This is a genomic window from Caulobacter sp. ErkDOM-C, from assembly GCF_048541825.1.
In the GTDB taxonomy this organism is placed as follows: domain Bacteria; phylum Pseudomonadota; class Alphaproteobacteria; order Caulobacterales; family Caulobacteraceae; genus Caulobacter.
In genome coordinates this window covers 827,441-846,541 of record NZ_CP183332.1, presented here as the reverse complement: position 1 = coordinate 846,541, position 19,101 = coordinate 827,441, and the positions used below count along the sequence as shown (strand labels likewise).

General features: G+C 67.0%; 16 protein-coding genes and 1 tRNA gene. 11 read left to right on the top strand and 6 right to left on the bottom strand.

Annotation, left to right across the window (positions count from 1 at the left end; all coding sequences use genetic code 11):
• Positions 1-55 precede the first annotated feature (55 nt).
• Positions 56-2,320, top strand: coding sequence for a glycoside hydrolase family 3 C-terminal domain-containing protein (locus ACN2C8_RS04025; RefSeq protein ID WP_419254542.1), 2,265 nt, complete (start codon positions 56-58; stop codon positions 2,318-2,320).
• A gap of 1,203 nt (positions 2,321-3,523) precedes the next feature.
• Entirely contained in the window at positions 3,524-4,444 is a 921-nt protein-coding gene (locus ACN2C8_RS04020) for a Gfo/Idh/MocA family protein (RefSeq protein ID WP_419255809.1), read from the top strand.
• Positions 4,445-4,571: 127 nt separating this feature from the next.
• Here ACN2C8_RS04020 and ACN2C8_RS04015 read toward each other — a convergent pair whose 3' ends face one another.
• The 3 genes from ACN2C8_RS04015 to ACN2C8_RS04005 form a co-directional block, all read right to left on the bottom strand.
• Entirely contained in the window at positions 4,572-6,161 is a 1,590-nt protein-coding gene (locus ACN2C8_RS04015; RefSeq protein WP_419254541.1) for a fatty acid--CoA ligase, read from the bottom strand.
• 129 nt (positions 6,162-6,290) lie between these two features.
• On the bottom strand, positions 6,291-7,172 hold the full coding sequence (locus ACN2C8_RS04010) for a copper resistance protein B (RefSeq protein WP_419254539.1): 882 nt from the start codon (positions 7,170-7,172) through the stop codon (positions 6,291-6,293).
• A complete protein-coding gene (locus ACN2C8_RS04005; protein WP_419254537.1) occupies positions 7,169-8,854 on the bottom strand; it encodes a copper resistance system multicopper oxidase in 1,686 nt (561 codons plus the stop codon). The genes ACN2C8_RS04010 and ACN2C8_RS04005 overlap by 4 nt, the downstream gene beginning before the upstream one ends.
• Positions 8,855-8,934: 80 nt before the next feature.
• Here ACN2C8_RS04005 and ybaK point away from each other — a divergent pair, with 80 nt between their 5' ends.
• The 5 genes from ybaK (at position 8,935) to ACN2C8_RS03980 (ending at position 12,650) form a co-directional block, all read left to right on the top strand.
• Positions 8,935-9,408 (top strand): Cys-tRNA(Pro) deacylase, encoded by a 474-nt coding sequence (ybaK, locus tag ACN2C8_RS04000; RefSeq protein WP_419254535.1) that lies wholly within the window; start codon positions 8,935-8,937, stop codon positions 9,406-9,408.
• A gap of 60 nt (positions 9,409-9,468) precedes the next feature.
• Positions 9,469-9,545, top strand: a tRNA-Met gene (locus ACN2C8_RS03995).
• A 495-nt stretch (positions 9,546-10,040) separates the two neighbouring features.
• Positions 10,041-10,697 carry a LuxR C-terminal-related transcriptional regulator gene (locus ACN2C8_RS03990; RefSeq protein ID WP_419254534.1) on the top strand — a complete coding sequence of 219 codons (657 nt, stop codon included), beginning with the start codon at positions 10,041-10,043 and terminating at the stop codon, positions 10,695-10,697.
• A 191-nt stretch (positions 10,698-10,888) separates the two neighbouring features.
• Positions 10,889-11,722 carry a bacteriorhodopsin-like gene (locus ACN2C8_RS03985; RefSeq protein WP_419254533.1) on the top strand — a complete coding sequence of 278 codons (834 nt, stop codon included), beginning with the start codon at positions 10,889-10,891 and terminating at the stop codon, positions 11,720-11,722.
• 145 nt (positions 11,723-11,867) lie between these two features.
• Positions 11,868-12,650 (top strand): Brp/Blh family beta-carotene 15,15'-dioxygenase, encoded by a 783-nt coding sequence (locus ACN2C8_RS03980; RefSeq protein ID WP_419254531.1) that lies wholly within the window; start codon positions 11,868-11,870, stop codon positions 12,648-12,650.
• Between the two features lie 61 nt (positions 12,651-12,711).
• Here the strand turns inward: ACN2C8_RS03980 and ACN2C8_RS03975 are convergent, their stop codons facing one another.
• On the bottom strand, positions 12,712-13,227 hold the full coding sequence (locus ACN2C8_RS03975; protein ID WP_419254530.1) for a CBS domain-containing protein: 516 nt from the start codon (positions 13,225-13,227) through the stop codon (positions 12,712-12,714).
• A 330-nt stretch (positions 13,228-13,557) separates the two neighbouring features.
• On the opposite strand from ACN2C8_RS03975, the gene ACN2C8_RS03970 reads away from it, so the two are divergent.
• Positions 13,558-13,983, top strand: coding sequence for a fasciclin domain-containing protein (locus tag ACN2C8_RS03970; protein ID WP_419254528.1), 426 nt, complete (start codon positions 13,558-13,560; stop codon positions 13,981-13,983).
• Positions 13,984-14,302: 319 nt separating this feature from the next.
• On the opposite strand, the gene ACN2C8_RS03965 is transcribed toward ACN2C8_RS03970, so the two are convergent.
• Positions 14,303-14,878: a TetR/AcrR family transcriptional regulator gene (locus ACN2C8_RS03965; protein WP_419254526.1), complete on the bottom strand. Its 576-nt coding sequence runs from the start codon at positions 14,876-14,878 to the stop codon at positions 14,303-14,305.
• A gap of 82 nt (positions 14,879-14,960) precedes the next feature.
• On the opposite strand from ACN2C8_RS03965, the gene ACN2C8_RS03960 reads away from it, so the two are divergent.
• Genes ACN2C8_RS03960 through ACN2C8_RS03950 form a run of 3 tightly spaced genes read left to right on the top strand, consistent with a single transcriptional unit; the run spans position 14,961 to position 17,526 of the window.
• Positions 14,961-15,608: a GNAT family N-acetyltransferase gene (locus ACN2C8_RS03960; protein WP_419254525.1), complete on the top strand. Its 648-nt coding sequence runs from the start codon at positions 14,961-14,963 to the stop codon at positions 15,606-15,608.
• Entirely contained in the window at positions 15,605-16,591 is a 987-nt protein-coding gene (locus ACN2C8_RS03955) for a hypothetical protein (protein WP_419254523.1), read from the top strand. Before ACN2C8_RS03960 ends, ACN2C8_RS03955 begins: the two co-directional genes overlap by 4 nt.
• On the top strand, positions 16,591-17,526 hold the full coding sequence (locus ACN2C8_RS03950) for an NAD(P)-dependent alcohol dehydrogenase (RefSeq protein WP_419254522.1): 936 nt from the start codon (positions 16,591-16,593) through the stop codon (positions 17,524-17,526). Before ACN2C8_RS03955 ends, ACN2C8_RS03950 begins: the two co-directional genes overlap by 1 nt.
• 94 nt (positions 17,527-17,620) lie before the next feature.
• Here the strand turns inward: ACN2C8_RS03950 and ACN2C8_RS03945 are convergent, their stop codons facing one another.
• Positions 17,621-19,069, bottom strand: a complete 1,449-nt coding sequence (locus ACN2C8_RS03945) for a LytTR family DNA-binding domain-containing protein (RefSeq protein ID WP_419254521.1) — start codon at positions 19,067-19,069, stop codon at positions 17,621-17,623.
• Positions 19,070-19,101: the final 32 nt, after the last annotated feature.

The following is a 19,101-nucleotide window of genomic DNA, read 5'->3' as shown; positions in this document are numbered from 1 at the left end:
TTCGCCGCCGAGCCGATAACGGCCGGCGGCCCAGACAGATGAGTACGGAGGAAACATGAACCGGCAGACATTCCAGGGCCTGGCCCTGGCGCTGATGATCAGCGCGTCCGCGACCGCGCTGAACGCCCAGGCTCAGGTGGCGACGCCGGCGAGCACCGCCGCCCAGCCCTGGCTGAACTCCAAGCTTGATCCCGACGCCCGCGCCGACCTGGTCGTCAAGGCCATGACCCAGGACGAAAAGCTGACCCTGGTGTTCGGCTATTTCGGCGCCGACATGAAGCCCAAGTACACGCGCATCGAAGCCTCCCTGCCCGGCTCGGCCGGTTATGTGAAGGGCATCCCGCGCCTGGGTATCCCCGAACAGTGGGAAACCGACGCCGGCATCGGCGTCGCCACCCAGGGCAGCGCCAAGGAATTCCGCGAACGCACCGCCCTGCCCTCGGGTATGGCCACTACCGCCACCTGGAACCCCGACCTGGCCTTCAAGGGCGGCGCGATGATCGGGTCCGAGGCCCGCAATTCCGGCTTCAATGTCATGCTGGCCGGCGGCGTCAATCTGGTTCGCGAGCCCCGCAACGGCCGCAACTTCGAATATGGCGGCGAGGATCCGCTGCTGGCCGGCACGATGGTGGCCGCCCAGATCAAGGGCATCCAGTCCAACAACATCGTCTCGACGATCAAGCACTACGCCCTGAACAATCAGGAGACCGGCCGCTTCATCCTCAGCGCCAATATCGACGAGACCTCGGCCCGGATGTCGGACCTGCTGGCCTTCCAGTTCGCCATCGAGCAGTCCGACCCGCAGTCGGTGATGTGCGCCTACAATCGCGTCAACAGCGTCTATGCCTGCGAGAGCGACTGGCTGCTCAACACGGTCCTGAAGAAGGACTGGGGCTTCAAGGGTTATGTGATGAGCGACTGGGGCGCGGTGCATTCCGGCGCCAAGGCGGTCAATGCGGGCCTCGACCAGCAGTCGGCCGGCGATGCGTTCGACAAGCAGAACTTCCTGGGCTCGGTGCTCAAGGCCGACCTGGCCAGCGGCGCCGTCAGCGGCGCGCGTCTGGACGACATGGCCCGCCGCATCACCCGCGCCCTGTTCGCCAGCGGCGCGGTCGATCATCCGGTCAAGATCGCGCCCATCGATCTGACGGCCAACGGCAAGGTCAGCCAGGCCGACGCCGAGGAAGGCATGGTCCTGCTGAAGAACCAGGGTGGTCTTCTGCCCCTGGCCAAGACCGCGAAAACCATCGCCGTGATCGGCGCCCATGCCGATGTCGGGGTGCTGTCGGGCGGCGGGTCTTCGCAGGTCTATCCGGCCGGCGGTCGCGCCGTGCAGGGTCTGCTGCCCGCCACCTGGCCCGGTCCGGTGATCTATTACCCCTCCTCGCCGCTGAAGGCGCTGCAGGCCCGCTTCCCGAACGCCAAGGTCACCTTCGCCGACGGCAAGGATCCGGCCGTCGCCGCCAAGCTGGCCGCCGCCAGCGACCTGGCCATCGTCTTTGCCGACCAGTGGACCACCGAGTCCGAGGACGTCTGGACCCTGAACCTGCCCAACAACCAGGACGCCACCATCGCCGCCGTCGCCAAGGCCAATGCCAGGACGGTGGTTGTGCTGGAGACCGGCGGCCCCGTGGTCATGCCCTGGCTGAACGAGGTCGGCGCCGTGCTGCAGGCCTGGTTCCCCGGCACCAATGGCGGTGAGGCCATCGCCCGCGTGCTGACCGGCGAGGTCGACGCCTCGGGCCGCCTGCCCGTGACCTTCCCCAAGGACGTCACCCAACTGCCCCGTCCCAAGCTGGACGGCGATCCCAAGACGCCCGACGTCCTGTTCGACGTCGACTACAGGATCGAAGGCGCGGCGGTCGGCTACAAGTGGTTCGACCTCAAGAAGCACGAGCCGCTGTTCCCGTTCGGCTATGGCCTGTCCTACACGCAGTTCGCCTATTCGAACCTCAAGGCGTCTGACGCCAACGGCGTTCTGACCGTCAGCTTCGACGTCAGCAATGTCGGCGCGCGGACCGGCAAGGACGTGCCGCAAGTCTATGTCGCGCCCAAGGCCGGCGCCAATGGGGCGTCTTGGGAAGCGCCCCAGCGCCTGGGCGGCTTCAAGAAGGTCGAGCTCGCGCCCGGCGCCAGCACCTCGGTGACCGTGACGGTCGACCCGCGCCTGCTGTCGACCTGGGACGGCAAGGCCAACGGCTGGTCGATCGCGGCGGGCGACTATGCGGTCTCGGTCGGGGCCTCCTCGCGCGCCCAGTCGCTGACCTCGACCGTGTCGCTCAAGGCCCAGGCCCTGCCGGTCTCGCCTTTGGCGAAATAGGCTGCGCCACTGGCCCCTTCCACGGTACGCGCTCCTCCCCCTCCGGGGGAGGTGGCCCGTAGGGTCGGAGGGGGCAACGCAGCCAGCGTCCAGCTAGCCCCCTCAGTCGCTCCGCGACAGCTCCCCCAGAGGGGGAGCAGCTATCCGGCGGACACGGCTTCTCAGCCTCACGCAATCACTCGCTGAGTTAGGTGGGGAGGCGCGAAGCGGCCGGGGCGACCCCGGATGACCGTGATGTGTGTTTTGCGTTTCGGCTCGACCTGTCCGCTTCGCAGAAGCTGTTCTTGCGTGAGGATCGGGCCAAGCGAGCGTCTTTCAGCTCTGATACCCAAGAGCCCCCGTACGGGCGCGCACCAAGGTCAATCGGCTAACCGTCTCGACCCCCGACGATGCGCGATAGGCGGGTTTACGATCCCTCGCCCTCTTCGACCCGCGTTCACCCGGCCGACGAGCCACTCGGCGTTTGGTCCGTCCTTCTGAGACAGCCCGCACACCTCGACCCGCCTTCCAGGGCGTCGCGGCCCCGCTCAGCTCCATCCCCGTCGCCGCTTTGGGCCGGTACCAGGCGCCCTCCCCCTGCGACGGGGACAGATGTGATTATGCAGGAGGTTTCGGCGCGTCTGACGGGCGCGATCGACTATTTTTCAAGCGGTTGATCTGGCTGGGGTTTGTTCGGGAAAGAACGGGGATACAGCGCGGTCGATCCCCTAAAGTCCTCCCCCTGACGGGGGAGGTGTCGGCCCCTTCGGGCCGACGGAGGGGGAAGTGCTGCTGACTCATTGCGCTCTTCCCCCACCGGCCTCCGGCCGCCTCCCACTTCAGGGAGAGGACTTGGGCGCGCGCCTTCGCGCCGAAGGGAGCCATCCTCGAATCTCACGGCGAGACGATCGCCGGGGCCCTCAGGACGCCCCCTGCGACATATTAGCCATGGCCTTGCCCTGAGCGCCGACCCCAAGCACAACTTGGTCATCGATAGGTCCCCACCGTCGGTACCCGCTGGCCGGGGATGCTCTTGTATCCTCGGCCGGCTCCCCTTCCCGACATCAGGTCTGACGCCGGCGCCAACCGGCCCGTTGCGCTCGCCGTGGCTATCGCCCTGATGAACGGCGAGGATGGTGGCGGTGCGCCGTCATGAAATCGCTTGGCGCGCCCCATTTGTACGATAATAAATCGGCGGAGAGTTCAGGGAGCTGCGGCGTGAGCATCATCAGGGTCGGGATCGTCGGGGTCGGCAAGATCGCGCGGGATCAGCACATCCCCGCCATAGCGGCTGATCCGGGCCTGCAACTGGTCGCCGTGGCCAGCCGCAGCCGGCCGGACGTGGGCGTCCCCGCCTTCGAGTCGCTGGAGGAGATGCTTCAGAGCGGGATCGCGCTGGACGCCGTCGCCCTGTGCACCCCGCCCCAGGTGCGGCGCGAGACGGCGCTGACGGCCCTGCGGGCCGGCAAGCACGTGTTCCTGGAAAAACCGCCCGGCGCGACCGTGGGCGAGGTCGGCGACCTCTCTGCCCTGGCCGCCGAGCAGGGCGTGACCCTGTTCGCCAGCTGGCACTCCCGCTTCGCCGCCGGGGTTCCGGCCGCCAAGGCGTGGCTGGCCGCCCGCACGATCCGCAGCGTCGACATCCAGTGGCGCGAGGACGTGCGCCGCTGGCACCCCGGCCAGACCTGGATCTGGGAAGCCGGCGGCCTGGGCGTCTTTGATCCGGGCATCAACGCCCTGTCGATCCTGACCGAGATCATGCCCCGCGAAGTGTTCGTCACCGACGCGCGGCTTCAGGTTCCGGAAAACGTCCAGTCGCCGGTCGCGGCGCACCTGGCCATGACCGACATCGAGGGCGTCAGGATCACCGCCGATTTCGACTTCCTGCAGACCGGTCCCCAGACCTGGGACATCACGGTCGTCGCCGACGAGGGGACGCTGAAGCTGTCCAGCGGCGGGGCCGTCATCGAGATCGACGGCCAGCCGGTGGTCCAGGCCGCCGACGCTGAGTATCCGGGGCTGTATGGGCGGTTCGGCGAGCTGATCCGGGCGGGCAAGTCGGAAGCCGACGTGCGGCCGCTGGCCCTGGTGGCGGATGCGTTCCTGGTCGGGACGCGGGAGCTGGTCGAGGCGTTTATCGAGTAGACCGGCGCGACTTGCCCCCTCCGCGCCTTCGGCGCTCCTCCCCCGGAGGGGGAAGATGAGTGCGTCTTCCCCCTCCGGGGGAGGACGACCGCGCAGCGGTCAGGAGGGGGCCTGCTGAGTCAGCCGCCTAGTTCACCTGCCGCGTCCGCCCCTCCCAGTAAGGGGCCCGCAGTTCGCGGCGCAGGATCTTGCCCGACGGATTGCGCGGCAGGACGTCGATGAAGTCGATGGTCTTGGGCGCTTTGAAGGCCGCGATCCGCGTGCGGGCAAAGGCGATGATGCTATCGGGATCGCGCGGCGCGCCGGGCTTGAGGGCCACCACCGCCTTGACCGCCTCGCCCCACTTATCATCGGGCACGCCGATCACCGCCACCTCGGCCACGTGCGGGTGGCCATAGACGGCGCTCTCGACCTCGGCCGGATAGATGTTCTCGCCGCCCGAGATGATCATGTCCTTCACCCGGTCGTGGATGAACAGATAGCCGTCCTCGTCCAGATAGCCGGCGTCGCCGGTGCGCAGCCAGCCGTCGGTGTCGATGGTGGCGGCGGTGGCCTGGTCCAGCTTCCAGTAGCCGGCCATGTTGGCGCTGGAGCGCACGGCCACCTCGCCCACGGTGTTGGGCGGCAGGCTGGCGCCGGCCTCGTCCATGACCTTCAGCTCGACCCCCGGCATCGGCAGGCCCGCCGAGCGCATGCGCGCATTGCCGGCCGGGTCGTGGTCCTCGGGCGGCAGATAGACCACCGTGCCGGTGGTCTCGGTCATGCCGTACTGCTGAACGAAGCCGCAGCCGAACACCTCCATGCACTCGCGCAGCAGGTCCAGCGGGATGGGCGCGGCGCCGTACAGGATGTGGGACAGGCGCGAATAGTCGACCTCGCGGGCCCGGGGCTGGCGCACCACGATCTGCAGGGCGGCCGGCACCATGAACATCTTCGAGATCCGGTCGTGCTCGATATAGTCCAGCACCTTGAACGGATCGAACTCGCGCGCCACCACGCCCTTGGCGCCGTTCAACAGGCCCACCAGGCCCCAGCCGGTGCCGCCGATATGGGACACAGGCATAGCCACCAGGCTGACATCCTCGGGCCCCCACTGGTTCCAGGCCAACGGGTTCTCGGCGGCCAGTTTGCGCATGGACAGCAGGTTGTCATGGGTCAGCATCGCGCCCTTGGGACGGCCCGTGGTGCCCGACGTGTAGAGCTGGATGGCGATGTCGGAGGTCTTGATGGCGACCTTGGGATCGGTGTCGGGCTGGGCGTCGCGCCAGGCCTCGAACGTGCGGTGAGCGTCGCCCGCCACCGGCTCCATGACCACCACCTCGGGTCGCCAGGTCAGTTCGGCGGCGACGCTCTCGATCTGGTCGACCAGTTCGGGGCCGACGAAAACCAGCTTGGCGTCGCTGTCGCCGACGATATAGGCGACCTCCGGCGGGGCCAGTCGCCAGCCGATGGGCGCGGTGACCACGCCGGCCTTGGCCGCGCCGAACAGCAGCTCGAAATAGAGGTCGCTGTTCTTGCCGACATAGGCGACCCGGTCGCCGGTCTTCAGGCCGGCGGCCAGCAGGGCGTTGGCGACCTGGTTGGTCTTGCGGTCAAAGCCGGCAAAGGTGGTGTCGCGCCCCTCGAAGCTCAGGGCCACGGCGTCGGGCCGGGCCTCCGCATGATAGCGGGCGACGTCGCCCAGGGTTGGCATGCGGTCAAAGTCGATGGCTGACATACGCCCTGATCTCCCTTTGGCCCGTCGCGCGGCGTGTGAATCCACCGCTTCCGATCAGGTCAAACAGATGTTGGGGCGTCTTTACGCGCAGGTAAAGCCATGCCGTTGCGGCAAGGAGCTCACAAAACGCTAGAACCAGGCTCTGACGCCGAACACCACGCTGGTCTGACCCGTCTGCTCGCCGGCCGCGCGGGCCAGATCAGCGGCGTCGCCGAAGGTGCGATGGCGCAGCACGCCGGCATAGGGCGCGAACTCACGGCGGATCTCATAGCGCAGGCGCAGGCCCAGCTCGGCGTCGCTCCCGCTCTCGGCAAGGCTGGTCTCGACCTTCGACTGCAGGATCAGGCGCGTGGTCAGGCGCAGGTCGTGCGAGGCCTCGATGCGAGCCGACAGATCGCCGCGATCCGACAGGAAGGCCGCCGCCCGGGTCTCGATCCAGTAGGGCGCGACGCCCTCGACGCCCAGGGTGGCGTAGGTGCGGCCCCGGGGTTCGACATCCACCCGCAAACCGGCCTCGAGATCGAAATAGGGACCGATCGGCCGGGCGCGCAGGGCCTGCAGCTCGGCGCTCTCCCAGCCGTGGCCGTCGACATGCTCGCCGCGCGCCTTGACCGCCCACTTGCCGAAGTCGTCGCCAAACCAGCCCTCGCCCTCGAAGGCCGTGGCGTCTGGGCCCTGGCTAGTGCGGCGCTCGGCCTGGTCGGCCAGGACCATCCAGTAGCGTCCCCCGCCATGCTCCTGGCGCAGCACCGCCCGGGCCGAGGCCATCAGAGCGGGGTCAAAGAAGCGCTCGGCGGCGTAGTCGGTCGGCGACGGCGGCGCCATGGCGGCGACGGCCGGGGGGACCATGGTCGACATGTCGTGGCCCGCATGAGGATCGGCCATCTTTGACATGTCGTGGCCAGCGTGCGGATCGGCCGGCGCGGCCCGCTGCAACGGCGCAGGTGGCGGCGTCATCTGGTGATGCTCGTGTTGCATCAGGGCCAGGGCCATCAGAAGCGCCGCGCTCATGCCGGGGCTCCGTCGAGCGGCCGCACGGTGACGACGTTGAACATCCCCGCATGCATGTGCATCAGCATGTGGCAGTGAAAGGCCCAGTCGCCGGGCTCGTCGGCGGTCAGGTCGAAGGCCACCTTGCCGCCGGGCGCGACATTGACCGTGTGCTTGCGCGGCTGGCGCCCCTCATGGCCGTTCACCACCTCGAAGAAATGGCCGTGCAAGTGGATCGGGTGGGCCATCATCGAGTCATTGACCAGCAGCACCCGCACCCGCTCGTCGCGCTGGAAGGCGATGGGCTTCTTCAGCGGACCAAAGGCCTCGCCGTCAAAGGCCCACATGAAGCGCTCCATATTGCCCGTCAGGTGAATCTCGACCGTACGGCCGGGCGGGCGCGGATCGGGATTGGGGTCCAGCGAAACAAGGTCGGTATAGACCAGCACCCTGTGGCCGACGTCTTCCAGACCCTGCGGCGGCTCGCCCAGGCGATCCATCGGCATCGGCGAAATGGTCTGGACACCGGGGCTGAGCTTTACGCCCGGCGCATTGGCGCCGTCGCGCATGTCCATGCTCATCCCCGACATGTCGTGGCCGGCGTGGGCGGACATGTCCATGCCCATATCCTTCATGGTCGCCAGCGGCCGCTGGCGCAGCGGCGGGACCGGCGCACTCAGGCCCGGCCGCGGGGCCAGGGTCCCGCGCGTCATGCCCGAGCGATCAGACGCCTCGGCCACCAGCGTGAAGGCGCGGGCCTCGGTGGGCTGGACGATCACGTCGTAGGTTTCAGCCGGCGCGATCTGGAACTCCTCGACGCTGACCGGCCGCACATTCTGGCCGTCGGCCTGAACCACGCTCATCGAAAGGCCCGGAATGCGGACATTGAAGATCGTCATGCCGCCGGCATTGATGAAGCGCAGCCGCACCCGCTCGGCGGGCGAAAACAGGCCCGTCCAGTTGTCGCCGCCCCCTTGGCCGTTGATCAGATAGCGATAGGTCGAGGCCGTGACATCGAGAACGTCGGTCGGATCCATCCGCATCTTCGACCATTCGACGCGGTCCTTCAGCGACTGGTCGCGGCCGGCCAGCAGCCCGGCCACCGTCTGTTTCTGGTCGTTGAAATAGCCGGCATGGGCCTTCAGCTTGCGCATGATCTGGTGCGGATGCAGGAAGCTGTAGTCGGACAGCACAACCACATGCGCGCGGTCATAGGGCGCGGGTTCGGGCGTAGCGGGATCGATGACGATGGGCCCATAGACGCCCATCTGCTCCTGCAGACCCGAATGGCTGTGGTACCAGTAGGTCCCGGCCTGCCGGACCTTGAACTCATAGACGAAGGTCTCGCCTGGCCGGATCCCCGGAAAGCTGACGCCCGGCACGCCGTCCATCTGGAACGGCAACAGCAGGCCATGCCAGTGGATCGAGGTATCTTCATCCAGGGCGTTGGTCACCGACAGCCGGACGTTCTGGCCTTCCTTCAGGCGGATCAGCGGTCCTGGCACGGTTCCATTGACGGCCATGGCGTGGCCCGTCTTGCCGTCGATGGTGATCGGCGCATGGCCGATGGTCAGGCGAATATCCTCGCCGCTCAACACCTCGGGCGCCTTGCCGGTCCCGGCCCGCGCCCAGGCCGGCAGCAAGGCCGAAAGACCAACCCCTGCCCCTGCGGCGAGCATCTGGCGGCGATCAAGGGCCTGCATGGCGATCACGACTCCGGTTGGACCCCGAACAGCATGCGCCCGGCTCTACACCGGCTGACACTTGGGGTAGCCTCCACGCCATGTCCAGATCGACGCCCGCCACAATCGCCCTGGCCAAGACCGGAATCGTCTTTGAACTGCGGACCTATGATTACGATCCGGGGTCGGAACGTGTCGGTCTCCAGGCGGCCGATGCCATGGGTGAAGATCCGGCCCAGGTCCTCAAGACCCTGGTCGTGCTGCTCGACGGCAAGCCGGCCTGCGTGGTGCTGCCCTCCGACCAAGAGGTCAGCATGAAGAAGCTGGCTGCGGCCTTGGGCGGCAAGTCGGCGGCGATGATGCCCGTGCCCGACGCCGAGCGGATTACCGGCTACAAGGTCGGCGGCGTCAGCCCCTTCGGCCAGAAGAAGCGCCTGCCGACGGCGGTCGAAGAAGCCGCCCTGGCCCAGCCCTATGTGTTCGTGAACGGCGGCCAGCGCGGCCTGCAGATCCGTCTTGCGCCCGCCGATCTGGTCGCGGCGCTGGGGGCGACGGCGGCGTCGATTGTGGCCTGAACGGGGTCGCTTGAAATCCTGCGCGCTTCTCGCCTATAAGCCCCGCTCCCGTCCTGGTGCGGTTGGGTAGCTCAGATGGTTAGAGCGGTGGATTCATAACCCACAGGTCGGCGGTTCGATCCCGCCTCCAACCACCAGGACGGCCAACCCCGGGTTCTCGGGTTGTTCCGGTCGCTTCATGAAGCTGGCCAAAGTCCCGTGAAAAGGAAGTCGACAGGGCCGCTCCGATCTTGGGTGGCCTACGGGGTCAGTCGCTGTTCATCCGAGGACTTCATGCGGGCCTTCATCGCGCCGCTGGCAGTCGGCGCAAGGACCAAAATGCGTCCCCACAGCGCGATCGGCGACACGTGTCTGATCGCGCTGATGAACGGCGCGGGGCCATCGAGCCCGCCCGGTGCATGACCGGCGAAAAATCCTGGCCCGACCTGGTCCAAGGTTGGGGCAAGATCACGAGAACAAAAGTTCCCCCAGACATCTTCATGCAACGCATGATAGCCTTTAACGATCTAATTCTATTGACTTTTTTCGTAGCGCGGCATGCTTGGCGCATGACAACGACGCTCGGACGGAAGCGACAAGGCCAAGATTTTGGCGTGGCATCAAAACGGGTGTAAGAGCGTTCTGCATCTGGCATGGTCTCCCGGATGAACAGAACAGGCACTGATATGGCGATAGACGCCAATGTCTGTATCGCTGACGGCCGTCATATGCGGCTGGTGACGGACAGCCCGATCCCTTCGGTGATCAGCGATCCGCGATTGCCCGACAATCCGATCATCGCCTGCAACGAAGCCTTTTGCGAGCTCACAGGCTATCCGCCCGAGGAGGTGGTGGGGCGCAACTGCCGTTTCCTGTCGGGACCGGCTACAGAGCCGTGGCTGACCGAGGAAATCCGTCGCGGGGTGCGCGAACATCGTCCCGTGCTCGTCGAGATCCTGAACTACAAGCGCAATGGCCAACCCTTTCGCAACGCCGTCCTTGTCGCGCCGATCTACGACGAGGAAGACGCATTGCTGTATTTCCTCGGCTCTCAGGTCGAAATCGATGCCGAAGCGGCGGCGCCTTCGAGCATGCGCCGGATCCGGGCGGCGGAAATGGTGAAGTCGCTGTCACCGCGGCAAGGTCAGGTGCTGAAGCTGGTCGCTAACGGGCTGTTGAACAAGCAGATCGCGGCTCACCTGGATCTGGCCGAGAAGACCGTCAAGATGCACCGCGCCATATTGATGAACCGGCTGGGGCTGCATACGACAGCCGACCTGATCCGCCTCGCCGTCGAGGCCGGCCTCTAGACAGTCAGGGGTTGCGATACGGCAGAAAGTCCGTATCGCCGGAAACCCTGCCGCGGCCTAACCAGACAACGTCGCCATAGCAGTTCGGCTGCGCGTCCTCGGCCACGGGGTGCTCGGTTAGGTAATCTCCCCGGCCTTGTCCTGCCGCTGTGATGACACTTCGGGGGCCCGAGGATCCTGTCACTGCGATCGTGCGTTCTCCCGACAAAACCCTGTCCAGCGCAAACGCGCTGCGCCTAATTGCGACGGAGACTTACATGGATACGGTTACACCTTTCCAATACGAACTTATCTATAACGCGTTCTCATTTACGTTCGCGGCGATGGCGGCCACCACGATTTTCTTGTGGCTGAGCCGATCGCAAGTCGCATCTGCCTATCGTACGGCCCTGACAATCTCGGGCGTCGTCACCGCCATCGCGGCCTACCACTATTTCCGCATCTTCGAGAGCTGGCATGACGCCTACACTTTCAAGGACGGCGTAGTGACGGCGACGGGCGTCGCCTTCAACGATGCCTATCGTTATGTCGACTGGCTGCTGACGGTTCCCCTGCTGCTGATCGAACTGATCCTGGTGATGCGCTTGTCACGGGCGGAAACGACCTCGAAGTCGGTCTCCCTCGGGCTTGCGGCAGCGCTGATGATCGTGCTGGGCTATCCCGGCGAAATCGCCACCGATCTGCCGACACGCGCTCTGTGGGGCTCGCTGTCCATGGTGCCGTTCCTCTACATCGTCTTCCAGCTGTTCGTCGGCCTGGGTAAGTCGATCAAGGATCAGCCGCCCGCCGCGCAAGGTCTGATCCGGACGGCAAGCCTGGTGACGGTTGCGTCATGGGGCTTCTATCCGGTCGTCTTCTTCGCGCCGTTCATGGGCCTGACCGGCGGCGCCGTCGAGACGACCATTCAGGTCGGCTACACGATCGCTGACCTGATCGCCAAGGCTGGCATCGGCATCCTTATCTTCCTGATCGCGGTCCGGAAGTCGGAGTCCGACACCAATGGCGGCAAGGCCTACGCCGCCTAATCCCATGAAAGGGATTGGGTTAGCCCCAACTGCACCCGGTTGTGACGCGCCCTTGGGACGTTGCAACCGGGTGCTTCCGGTATTCTGGCCAGTCGCAGTCGCACTGCTGCTGGCCACAATGCTGGGCGCTCCGCTGGGACAGTCGATGGCGGTTACGGCCGCCACGGCCCTGTTTCTCGGCGGCGGCCTGCCACACGGCGCCTACGATATTGCCCTGCTGCGCAGAGCCATCGCGCCGGGGCGGGGCGTGCTGGTGCTCGTGATCGGCGGCTACGTCGCGATCGCTGTCGCCATGGCGCTGCTGTGGATGACGCTGCCCCTGGTGGCGCTGGTCCTGTTCCTGTCGATCTCGGCTGTGCATTTCGGCGAGGATTGGCAAATGCTTGAAGCCCCGCTGCTGCGCATCGCAGCAGGAGCGGCGGTGATCACCGTGCCGACCATCAGCCATCCGGCGGAGGTGGCGGCCCTGTTTGTCGCGATGAGCGATGACCGAGCGACGTTATTGGTCCGCATCATTTCCGCAGCCGCGCCCGTGACATTGCTTGTCACCGCCGTCGGCATCGCGGTGGCCTGGCGAGTTGGGTCCCGGACGTGGGCGACAGCGATGACGCTCTGCCTCGTCGTGCTCGCGATCGCCCCGCCCGTGATTGGCTTCGCCCTGTTTTTTGTTTTCCTGCATTCGCCACTGCACCTTGATAAGGCGCGTGAGATATTGCGCGACATGTCGCGGTCGCGCTGGATCGCGACAGGCGGTTTGCTTTCAGGCGCCACAATCGTGGGGTGGCTGGCGCTGCAGGTGCTGTTCCCGTTCAGGGTCGACGCGAACTTGACGTCGCAAGCCTTTCAGTTGCTCGCCGCCGTCGCCGCCCCACACCTGCTGTTGTCGCATTGGCTGGAGCGAAGGGTGCGTGCTGCGGCCAAGCGCTGAGCAAGACAGGCCTGCCACCTCACGGGTGGCAGGCCTGTCTTGATCCAATCGTCTCCGTCAATCAGCGAAGTTGCGCAAAGATCGTCACGGACCAAGCCGCGAAGATGGCGACGCAAGCGATAATCATCACCAGAGAGGGACTGACATTGAACGTGGCCCGGGCCTGTTCTGTCAGTCGACCCATTAGTTCTGGCCAAGTATAGCTCACGAAGTCGCCCTGGCTCATCATACTGATGATCACGCCCTCATCGTCGACGACCGGCAAGTGGCGAAATCTCTCGTTCGACATAATGCGGAGCCAGTCGAGAAGGTCATCGTCGGCCCTGGCCATCTTCAGATCCGTCGTCATGATCTGGGCGAGGGTCGTCTCGTCAGGGTTCATCCGCTTGTTGAGCAGACGGCGCATGAAATCGCGTTCCGTGACGATGCCGAGCGGTTTGCGGTCGGGCCCGACGACAACAGCGGCCCCGTAATTGCGCTCGCTCATGACGGAGACGGCTTCGGCGACCAGCACACCGGGTCCGAACGTCAGTACTGCGGCCTTGCTTCGAAATTCCGGCCTGTCCTTGATCTTCACGACAATCTCTCCTTGGCGATGACGGGTCAGGGTGACGAAACGGCCAACACCGTCTCCCGTCGCATCTGGCGATGGCCGGTTTGCCTGCTGGGAGCGATGGTTCGCCCCCTCCGCATGACGTCTGATCCTGGTGGCGGATTGCAGCGAATACCAGATGGCCCAAAGCCCGTATGTCCTGCCGCGGGGGTCTGTGGGACACGCCTCTCGTGGTGGCGACCAGCTCGCGCCGCTTTAATGAACGCGCGTCTCTACCCCCGATCTGTGGCGCGCGTCGTGTCTATCAAGACCGCTTCCTCCTCCCCAATGCCGATCGTTCCAAAGGAACAAAACATGACTGATGTGACGCATGATATCGTCGATACCGCCGTGGCTGCGGGCGCCTTCACGACGCTGGTCGCCGCGGTCACAGCCGCCGGTCTGGTCGATACGCTGAAGAGCGCCGGCCCGTTCACGGTCTTCGCCCCGTCCGATGAGGCGTTTGCTGCGCTGCCGGCCGGCACGGTCGAAGAGCTCGTCAAGCCCGAGAACAAGGACAAGCTGACGGCGATCCTGCTGCTCCACGTCCTGCCCGGCCAGGTGATGGCTGCGGACGTCACGGGTAAGGTGATGGATGCGGCAACCGCCGGCGGCGCAACCGTGCACGTCGACGGCACCGATGGCGTGACCGTCGATGGCGCCAAGGTTGTGACTGCGGATATCGCCTGCACCAATGGCGTCATCCACGTGATCAACGCCGTGCTCCTGCCCAAGGCCTAAGGGTCTTGCTGCGGCAATCGAGGGGGGTCCCCTCGGTTGCCGTGAGCACCACGGATGACCTCCGAGGTGTTGCGACCACGTCGATGAGACGTGGATCATGGGCGCGCAAACGTTCTTACGGGCCTAGCCAGACGCTCGGCTCGAACGCCGGGTTCAATTCGCGCAGCGGTTTGATCACTCCGGAACACCTAGCTGTTTGCAAGCGCGCCCTTGCTGCCTACGTCCTCTGAAACTTGAGACACCCGGCCAGCGGATTGGGCGGAAGGCCGTTCTCGTCCGGGGTTGGACTCGACCTAGCGCGGCTCGGCCCGCGCCAACCTCAGGCCCTCAACGCTCCCAGCATGATCCGGGTCAAGGCCCGTATGGCGTCCTTGCGGCTCATGCGCGATGCGGCGGCCGCTTGCGCCAGTGCGTCGGCTGCGCCGATCAGGCCCAGCATCACCGCCTTCCCTTCCCGCCCCGGAATCGCGGTGAAACGGCTCAGCGCCTCGCGATAGAGTTCGACATAGTCTTCCCTGAGGGCGTGCCGGAAGTCGTCCATTTCCTCGGTGGCCGAAAGCGCCGCCGCGATCGCGCCGTACTCCTTGCCCGCGTCCAGCGCGCAGTCGACATAGGTCGCCGCCAGGATCGCCACCGCATCGTCCAGCGTGTGCGCGCGGCTCTCGAGCGCTGCGCGCGCCGCCTCGGTTTGGCGCGCGTCAAAATGCCGATAGAGCGCGACCAGCAGCCCTGCCCGCGTCTCGAAGTGCTCGTAGGCGACCGGCTTGGTCACGCCCGCCTGCTCGGCCACGCGCGCCAGGGTCAAGGCGTCGGTCCCCTCGGCGCGCACGATGGCGGCGGCGGTTTCCAGAAGCTGTCGCCGCCGCTCGTCGCGCGGCAGCCGTTTGCTGGACACGGTCGCACTCCTTGACACAAGACCTACGATCAGTAACTTACTATTCGTAAGTTACTGATCGTATAGATGTGGAGAGATGACCATGACGGCAGCGTCCATGCAACTGGGGCCCTTGAGCCCGGATCAGGCGCGGCAGTTCGCCCCGATGATTCCGAGCCTTATCCGCGCCACCGGCTCCGTCAGCTACGACTACCAGTTCGAGCGCGAAGGCCTTCTGGAGCGTCTGGTCGCGGCTTCATGGGCTGCCCCCGGCACCCTGTTCTGCGCCGACTGCGTCACGGCCGCGACCGCCAACGGCGACCTTCTGGGCATTGAGCTGGGGTTTGCGGGTCCCAACTTCGCGGGTTTCAAGGCGAACCTGGCCTTGCTCGCACCCGGTCTCGTCGAACGCGGTGAGGTCTCTTACGACGCCTTGCTCGGCCTGACCGTCCGCGCTCGCAAGGCCAGCTATCTCAACGCTGCCATTCCGGACGATGTCTATTACCTGCACGCCCTGTCGACCCTGCCGCAACATCGCAGCCAGGGCGTCGGCAAGGCGCTGCTCCAGGCGGCGATGGATCGCGCGCGCGCCGCCAACTACCGGGAACTGCAGCTCGACGTCCTGGCCGACAATCCGGCGGTAAGCTTCTACCGGGCCATGGGGCTCGAGGAGATCTGCGAGGTCCGATCGCCCGAGCTATCGCGCGAACACGGCTTTCCCAGCGAGTACCGCATGGCGGTGGCCCTGTGAGCGCCCGAATTCTCATCGCCGGGGGCTGGGGCCTCGTGGGCGGGACCATCGCCACGCTGCTGCGGCAAGCCGGCCATGACGTGGACCTGGTCCTGGCTGGACGCCGTCCCGAGACCGGCGCCGATCTGGCGCAAAGGCTGGACGCCCGCACGGTTCGACTGGACGTAGCCGACCCCGGCCAAGCCCTCGCGGCCGTCGGCCCCATAGACCTGGTCATCGCCGCCCTGCAGGATCCGGACGACACCCTTCTCGCCGCCGCGCTGACCTCGGGCGCCGGCCACATCGGCATTGTCCGCACCGTGGGCAACATGGCGACGAGCGCCGTGGTCGCGGCCTCGCTCGCCAGGCGGCCCGCCCTGATGCTCGGCCACTGGCAGGCGGGCGTAATGACCCTGACCGCCCTGGCCGCCGCGCAAGCGTTCGCCGAGGTCGACCGGGTCGAGATGGCGGCCCTTTACGATTATGCCGACCCCATCGGCCCGATGACGGCCAGCGATTCCGGTGGTTTTGTGGGACAGGCGCTGATCCGCGAGGAGGGTCATTGGCGGAACGTCAACGCCGCCGAAGCCGGCCGGTCGGTCGAGCGCGACGGCCACCCGGCGTTCGACGCCATGCCCATGGGCGTGCTGGACACCCCGGCCCTGGCGGCGCGCACCGGCGCGCGCGATGTCCGCTTCGATCTGGGGGCCGGAACCTCCATCGGATCCGCCGCCGGCGGACCTGCCTCGCACGACCTCTATATCGACCTTGCCGGTCGCGACGCGAGGGGCGCGGCGATGACCCGCCGCACCTTGGTCACCGACCCCGCGGGACAAGCTCACCTCACCGCCGTGGGTGTCCTGATCGGCGCCGAGCGTGTGCTGGGACTGGACGGCGCCCCGCCCCCGCCCGCCGGCCTCACCTTCCCTGAAGCCGTGATTGATCCGGCCAAGGCCGTGGCCCGGCTCCGCGCCTTCGGGGTCCGGATCGAGGAGGTCGCCTGATGCGAGCTTTGGCCGTCGATGTCGCGCGGCGGCCCTCGCGCCTTGTCGACGTCCCTGAACCGGCGCCGGGGCCACGCCAGATCCTGGTCCAAATGAAGGTCTGTGGCGTCAACGAGATGGACGTTCAGGTGCGCGACGGTGGCTGGGCGCGCCAGGTCAAACAGTTCCGCCGAAGCGGACCGGTGCTCACCGGTTTCGAATTTGCCGGCGTCGCCTGCAGCGATGGTCGCCGCATTCGCGCCGGGCAGCGGGTCATGGGCTATGCGCCGGTCCTCGATGGGCCGCGCACCCATGCCCAGTTTGCTGCGGTGGACGAGAGCGCCATGATCGCGATCCCCGACACGCTGAGCGACGAGGCTGCCGCCGCCCTCTGCGTCATGGGCCTGACCGCCATCGAGGCGCTGGAACGCATCTGTCCCGTCGGCGCCGGACAGAAGGTTCTGGTGATCGGCGCGGCCGGCGGTTTCGGCGCCTATGCTGTCCAGCTTGCGGTCCATCGCCAAGCCGACGTCACCGCCGTGGCCTCGGCCAGCAACGCCGCGTTCGTGATGGACCAAGGCGCCCGACAGGTTCGCGCATACGAGACCTGCCCGCCGTTCCAGGCCGGCGACGCCTTCGATCTCGTGATCGACGCCGCCGCCACCGCCTCGTTCCGCGCCGCCAAGCCGTTCCTCGCACGGCGTGGCATGTACCTGTCCAGCAATCCCACGGCCGACGCGGCGGGCTTCGCGTGGGCCGCCCTGTCGTCGCGCCGCGCGGGCTATCTGATGATGCTGAAGACCAATCCGACGGCCCTGGCCCGCCTCGTGGAGCTGGCGGAGGCTCGCGCGCTTTGCCCCGTGATCGACAGCGTCTTCAACCTCGCCGACGCCGACGCCGCCTTCGACCGTTTCGCGACGCGGGGGAAGCAAGGCCGGGTATTGCTGCGCCTGTGAGCTGCCGTCCCTGCGGGCTCAGCGCCGAGGGCTTCACGGACTGCCGATCGCCGACGGCGGCGATCCATCGGGGCCGCCGATGAGGCGTCGCGGGCTACGTCGACACCGTCCCCACGGGAGGAGGAACGTCCAGCGCCTCGCGCAGGGCTGGCTGGCGCGAACGGCTGACGGGCAGAGGGGCGCCCTCGCTCAGGTGCAGCCGCCAGCGGTCGCCGTCGCGCTCCAGGCGCTGCACGTGGGCCAGGTTGGCGATCACCGAGCGGTGGATGCGCAGGAAGTTGCCCGGCAACTGGGTCGACAGCCCGTCGAGGCGAGCGGCGTGCAGCAGGCTGCGGCCGCCGACCATCCGCAGCTCGACATAGTCGTCGGCCCCCACCACGGCCAGGATCTCCGCGATCGGCGCCAGCTCGACGCCGCGCGCCGAGGCCACGGTCAGGCGGTCGGGGCGGCTGGCGGCGCGAGTCAGGGCGGCTTCCCGGCCCCGGTCGTCCCGGCCCAGCCGCACCAGTTCGACCACCAGCAAGGGCAGCACCAGGCCGGCGGCGAGCAGGAAGAAGGAGAGGTCGGCCAGCCATTCGGGGAACCCGAGGGCCAGGGCGAGGAACAGCGCCAGATAGGCCAGGGTCAGCCGCGCGCCGGCGACGCGCTGGTGGACGCCCGCGGCGGCTGGCAGGGCGGCCAGCGCCACCCCCAGGATCAGCGCCCAGACCGTCTTGATATCGAAGCCGGGCAACAAGGCCGTGGCGCCGACCACACCCAGGGCCAGACCGATCAGCAGGGCGCGCCCCTTGGGCAGGAACCGGCTGGAGACATAGCTCACCAGCATCACCGCAAAGGCCGCCGCCAGCAGCCAGATCGCGCTCATCCGCCAGGCATGCAGCGGATAGGGGTAGTCAAACAACGGCCGCAGACTCTCGACGATGGCCTGCACGGCCGCGACCCCGGCCATGGCGGCCAGCGTGAGACTGGACCCCGTGCGACGCAGGGCGTGAATGACGCCGAAGCCGAACGCCGCCGCCAGCAGAGTCCCTGCCGCCACGAAGGTGACGGCCAGCAGTGCGGTGCGCTGCGGAAACGGATAGGACCAGACACCCATGGCGCTCATCGGGCGGGCGAACCGCAGGCCGCCATGGAAGGACGACAGGTGCAGCACCAGAACATTCTCCCCGGTCCGCCAGGTGGTCTCGCGGATGGGGAAGATCGCCTGGTAGCGCCCCGGGACCTCGTCCCGCGCCGTGGCGCCGGGACGGCCGTTTGCGCCCAGGCGCTGGCCGTTCAACCAGGCCTCGGACGAGGCGACACCCGCCAGATAGAGGGCGCGCGGCCGGGTGTCGCCCGAGGCCAGGTTCGGGGCATCGATCGTGGAGCGGACCCAGAGTTCCCGCCCCTGGGGATCGACAAAATCCTGGATCGGGCGGCAGTCGCTGAGCACGGGACCGCTCGGACCGAGCGCGCCGTGGCAGGCCTGCCATTCTGTATCCTGGGCGCGGGCCAGGGTCGCGAGACTGGTCAGCAGGATGGTGAGGATCAGGATTCGCCACATGGCCCCAATCTTAGGGCGCCGCTGGCCGACAT

Bases quoted from the DNA above. Each gene is read 5' to 3' on its own strand.
- ACN2C8_RS04025 (WP_419254542.1), top strand. From the start codon at position 56: ATGAACCGGCAGACATTCCAGGGCCTGGCCCTGGCGCTGATGATCAGC.
- ACN2C8_RS04015 (WP_419254541.1), bottom strand. From the start codon at position 6,161: ATGTCAGCCATCGACTTTGACCGCATGCCAACCCTGGGCGACGTCGCC.
- ACN2C8_RS04010 (WP_419254539.1), bottom strand. From the start codon at position 7,172: ATGAGCGCGGCGCTTCTGATGGCCCTGGCCCTGATGCAACACGAGCAT.
- ACN2C8_RS04005 (WP_419254537.1), bottom strand. From the start codon at position 8,854: ATGCAGGCCCTTGATCGCCGCCAGATGCTCGCCGCAGGGGCAGGGGTT.
- ybaK (WP_419254535.1), top strand. From the start codon at position 8,935: ATGTCCAGATCGACGCCCGCCACAATCGCCCTGGCCAAGACCGGAATC.
- ACN2C8_RS03990 (WP_419254534.1), top strand. From the start codon at position 10,041: ATGGTCTCCCGGATGAACAGAACAGGCACTGATATGGCGATAGACGCC.
- ACN2C8_RS03980 (WP_419254531.1), top strand. From the start codon at position 11,868: ATGGCGGTTACGGCCGCCACGGCCCTGTTTCTCGGCGGCGGCCTGCCA.
- ACN2C8_RS03970 (WP_419254528.1), top strand. From the start codon at position 13,558: ATGACTGATGTGACGCATGATATCGTCGATACCGCCGTGGCTGCGGGC.
- ACN2C8_RS03960 (WP_419254525.1), top strand. From the start codon at position 14,961: ATGACGGCAGCGTCCATGCAACTGGGGCCCTTGAGCCCGGATCAGGCG.
- ACN2C8_RS03950 (WP_419254522.1), top strand. From the start codon at position 16,591: ATGCGAGCTTTGGCCGTCGATGTCGCGCGGCGGCCCTCGCGCCTTGTC.
- ACN2C8_RS03945 (WP_419254521.1), bottom strand. From the start codon at position 19,069: ATGTGGCGAATCCTGATCCTCACCATCCTGCTGACCAGTCTCGCGACC.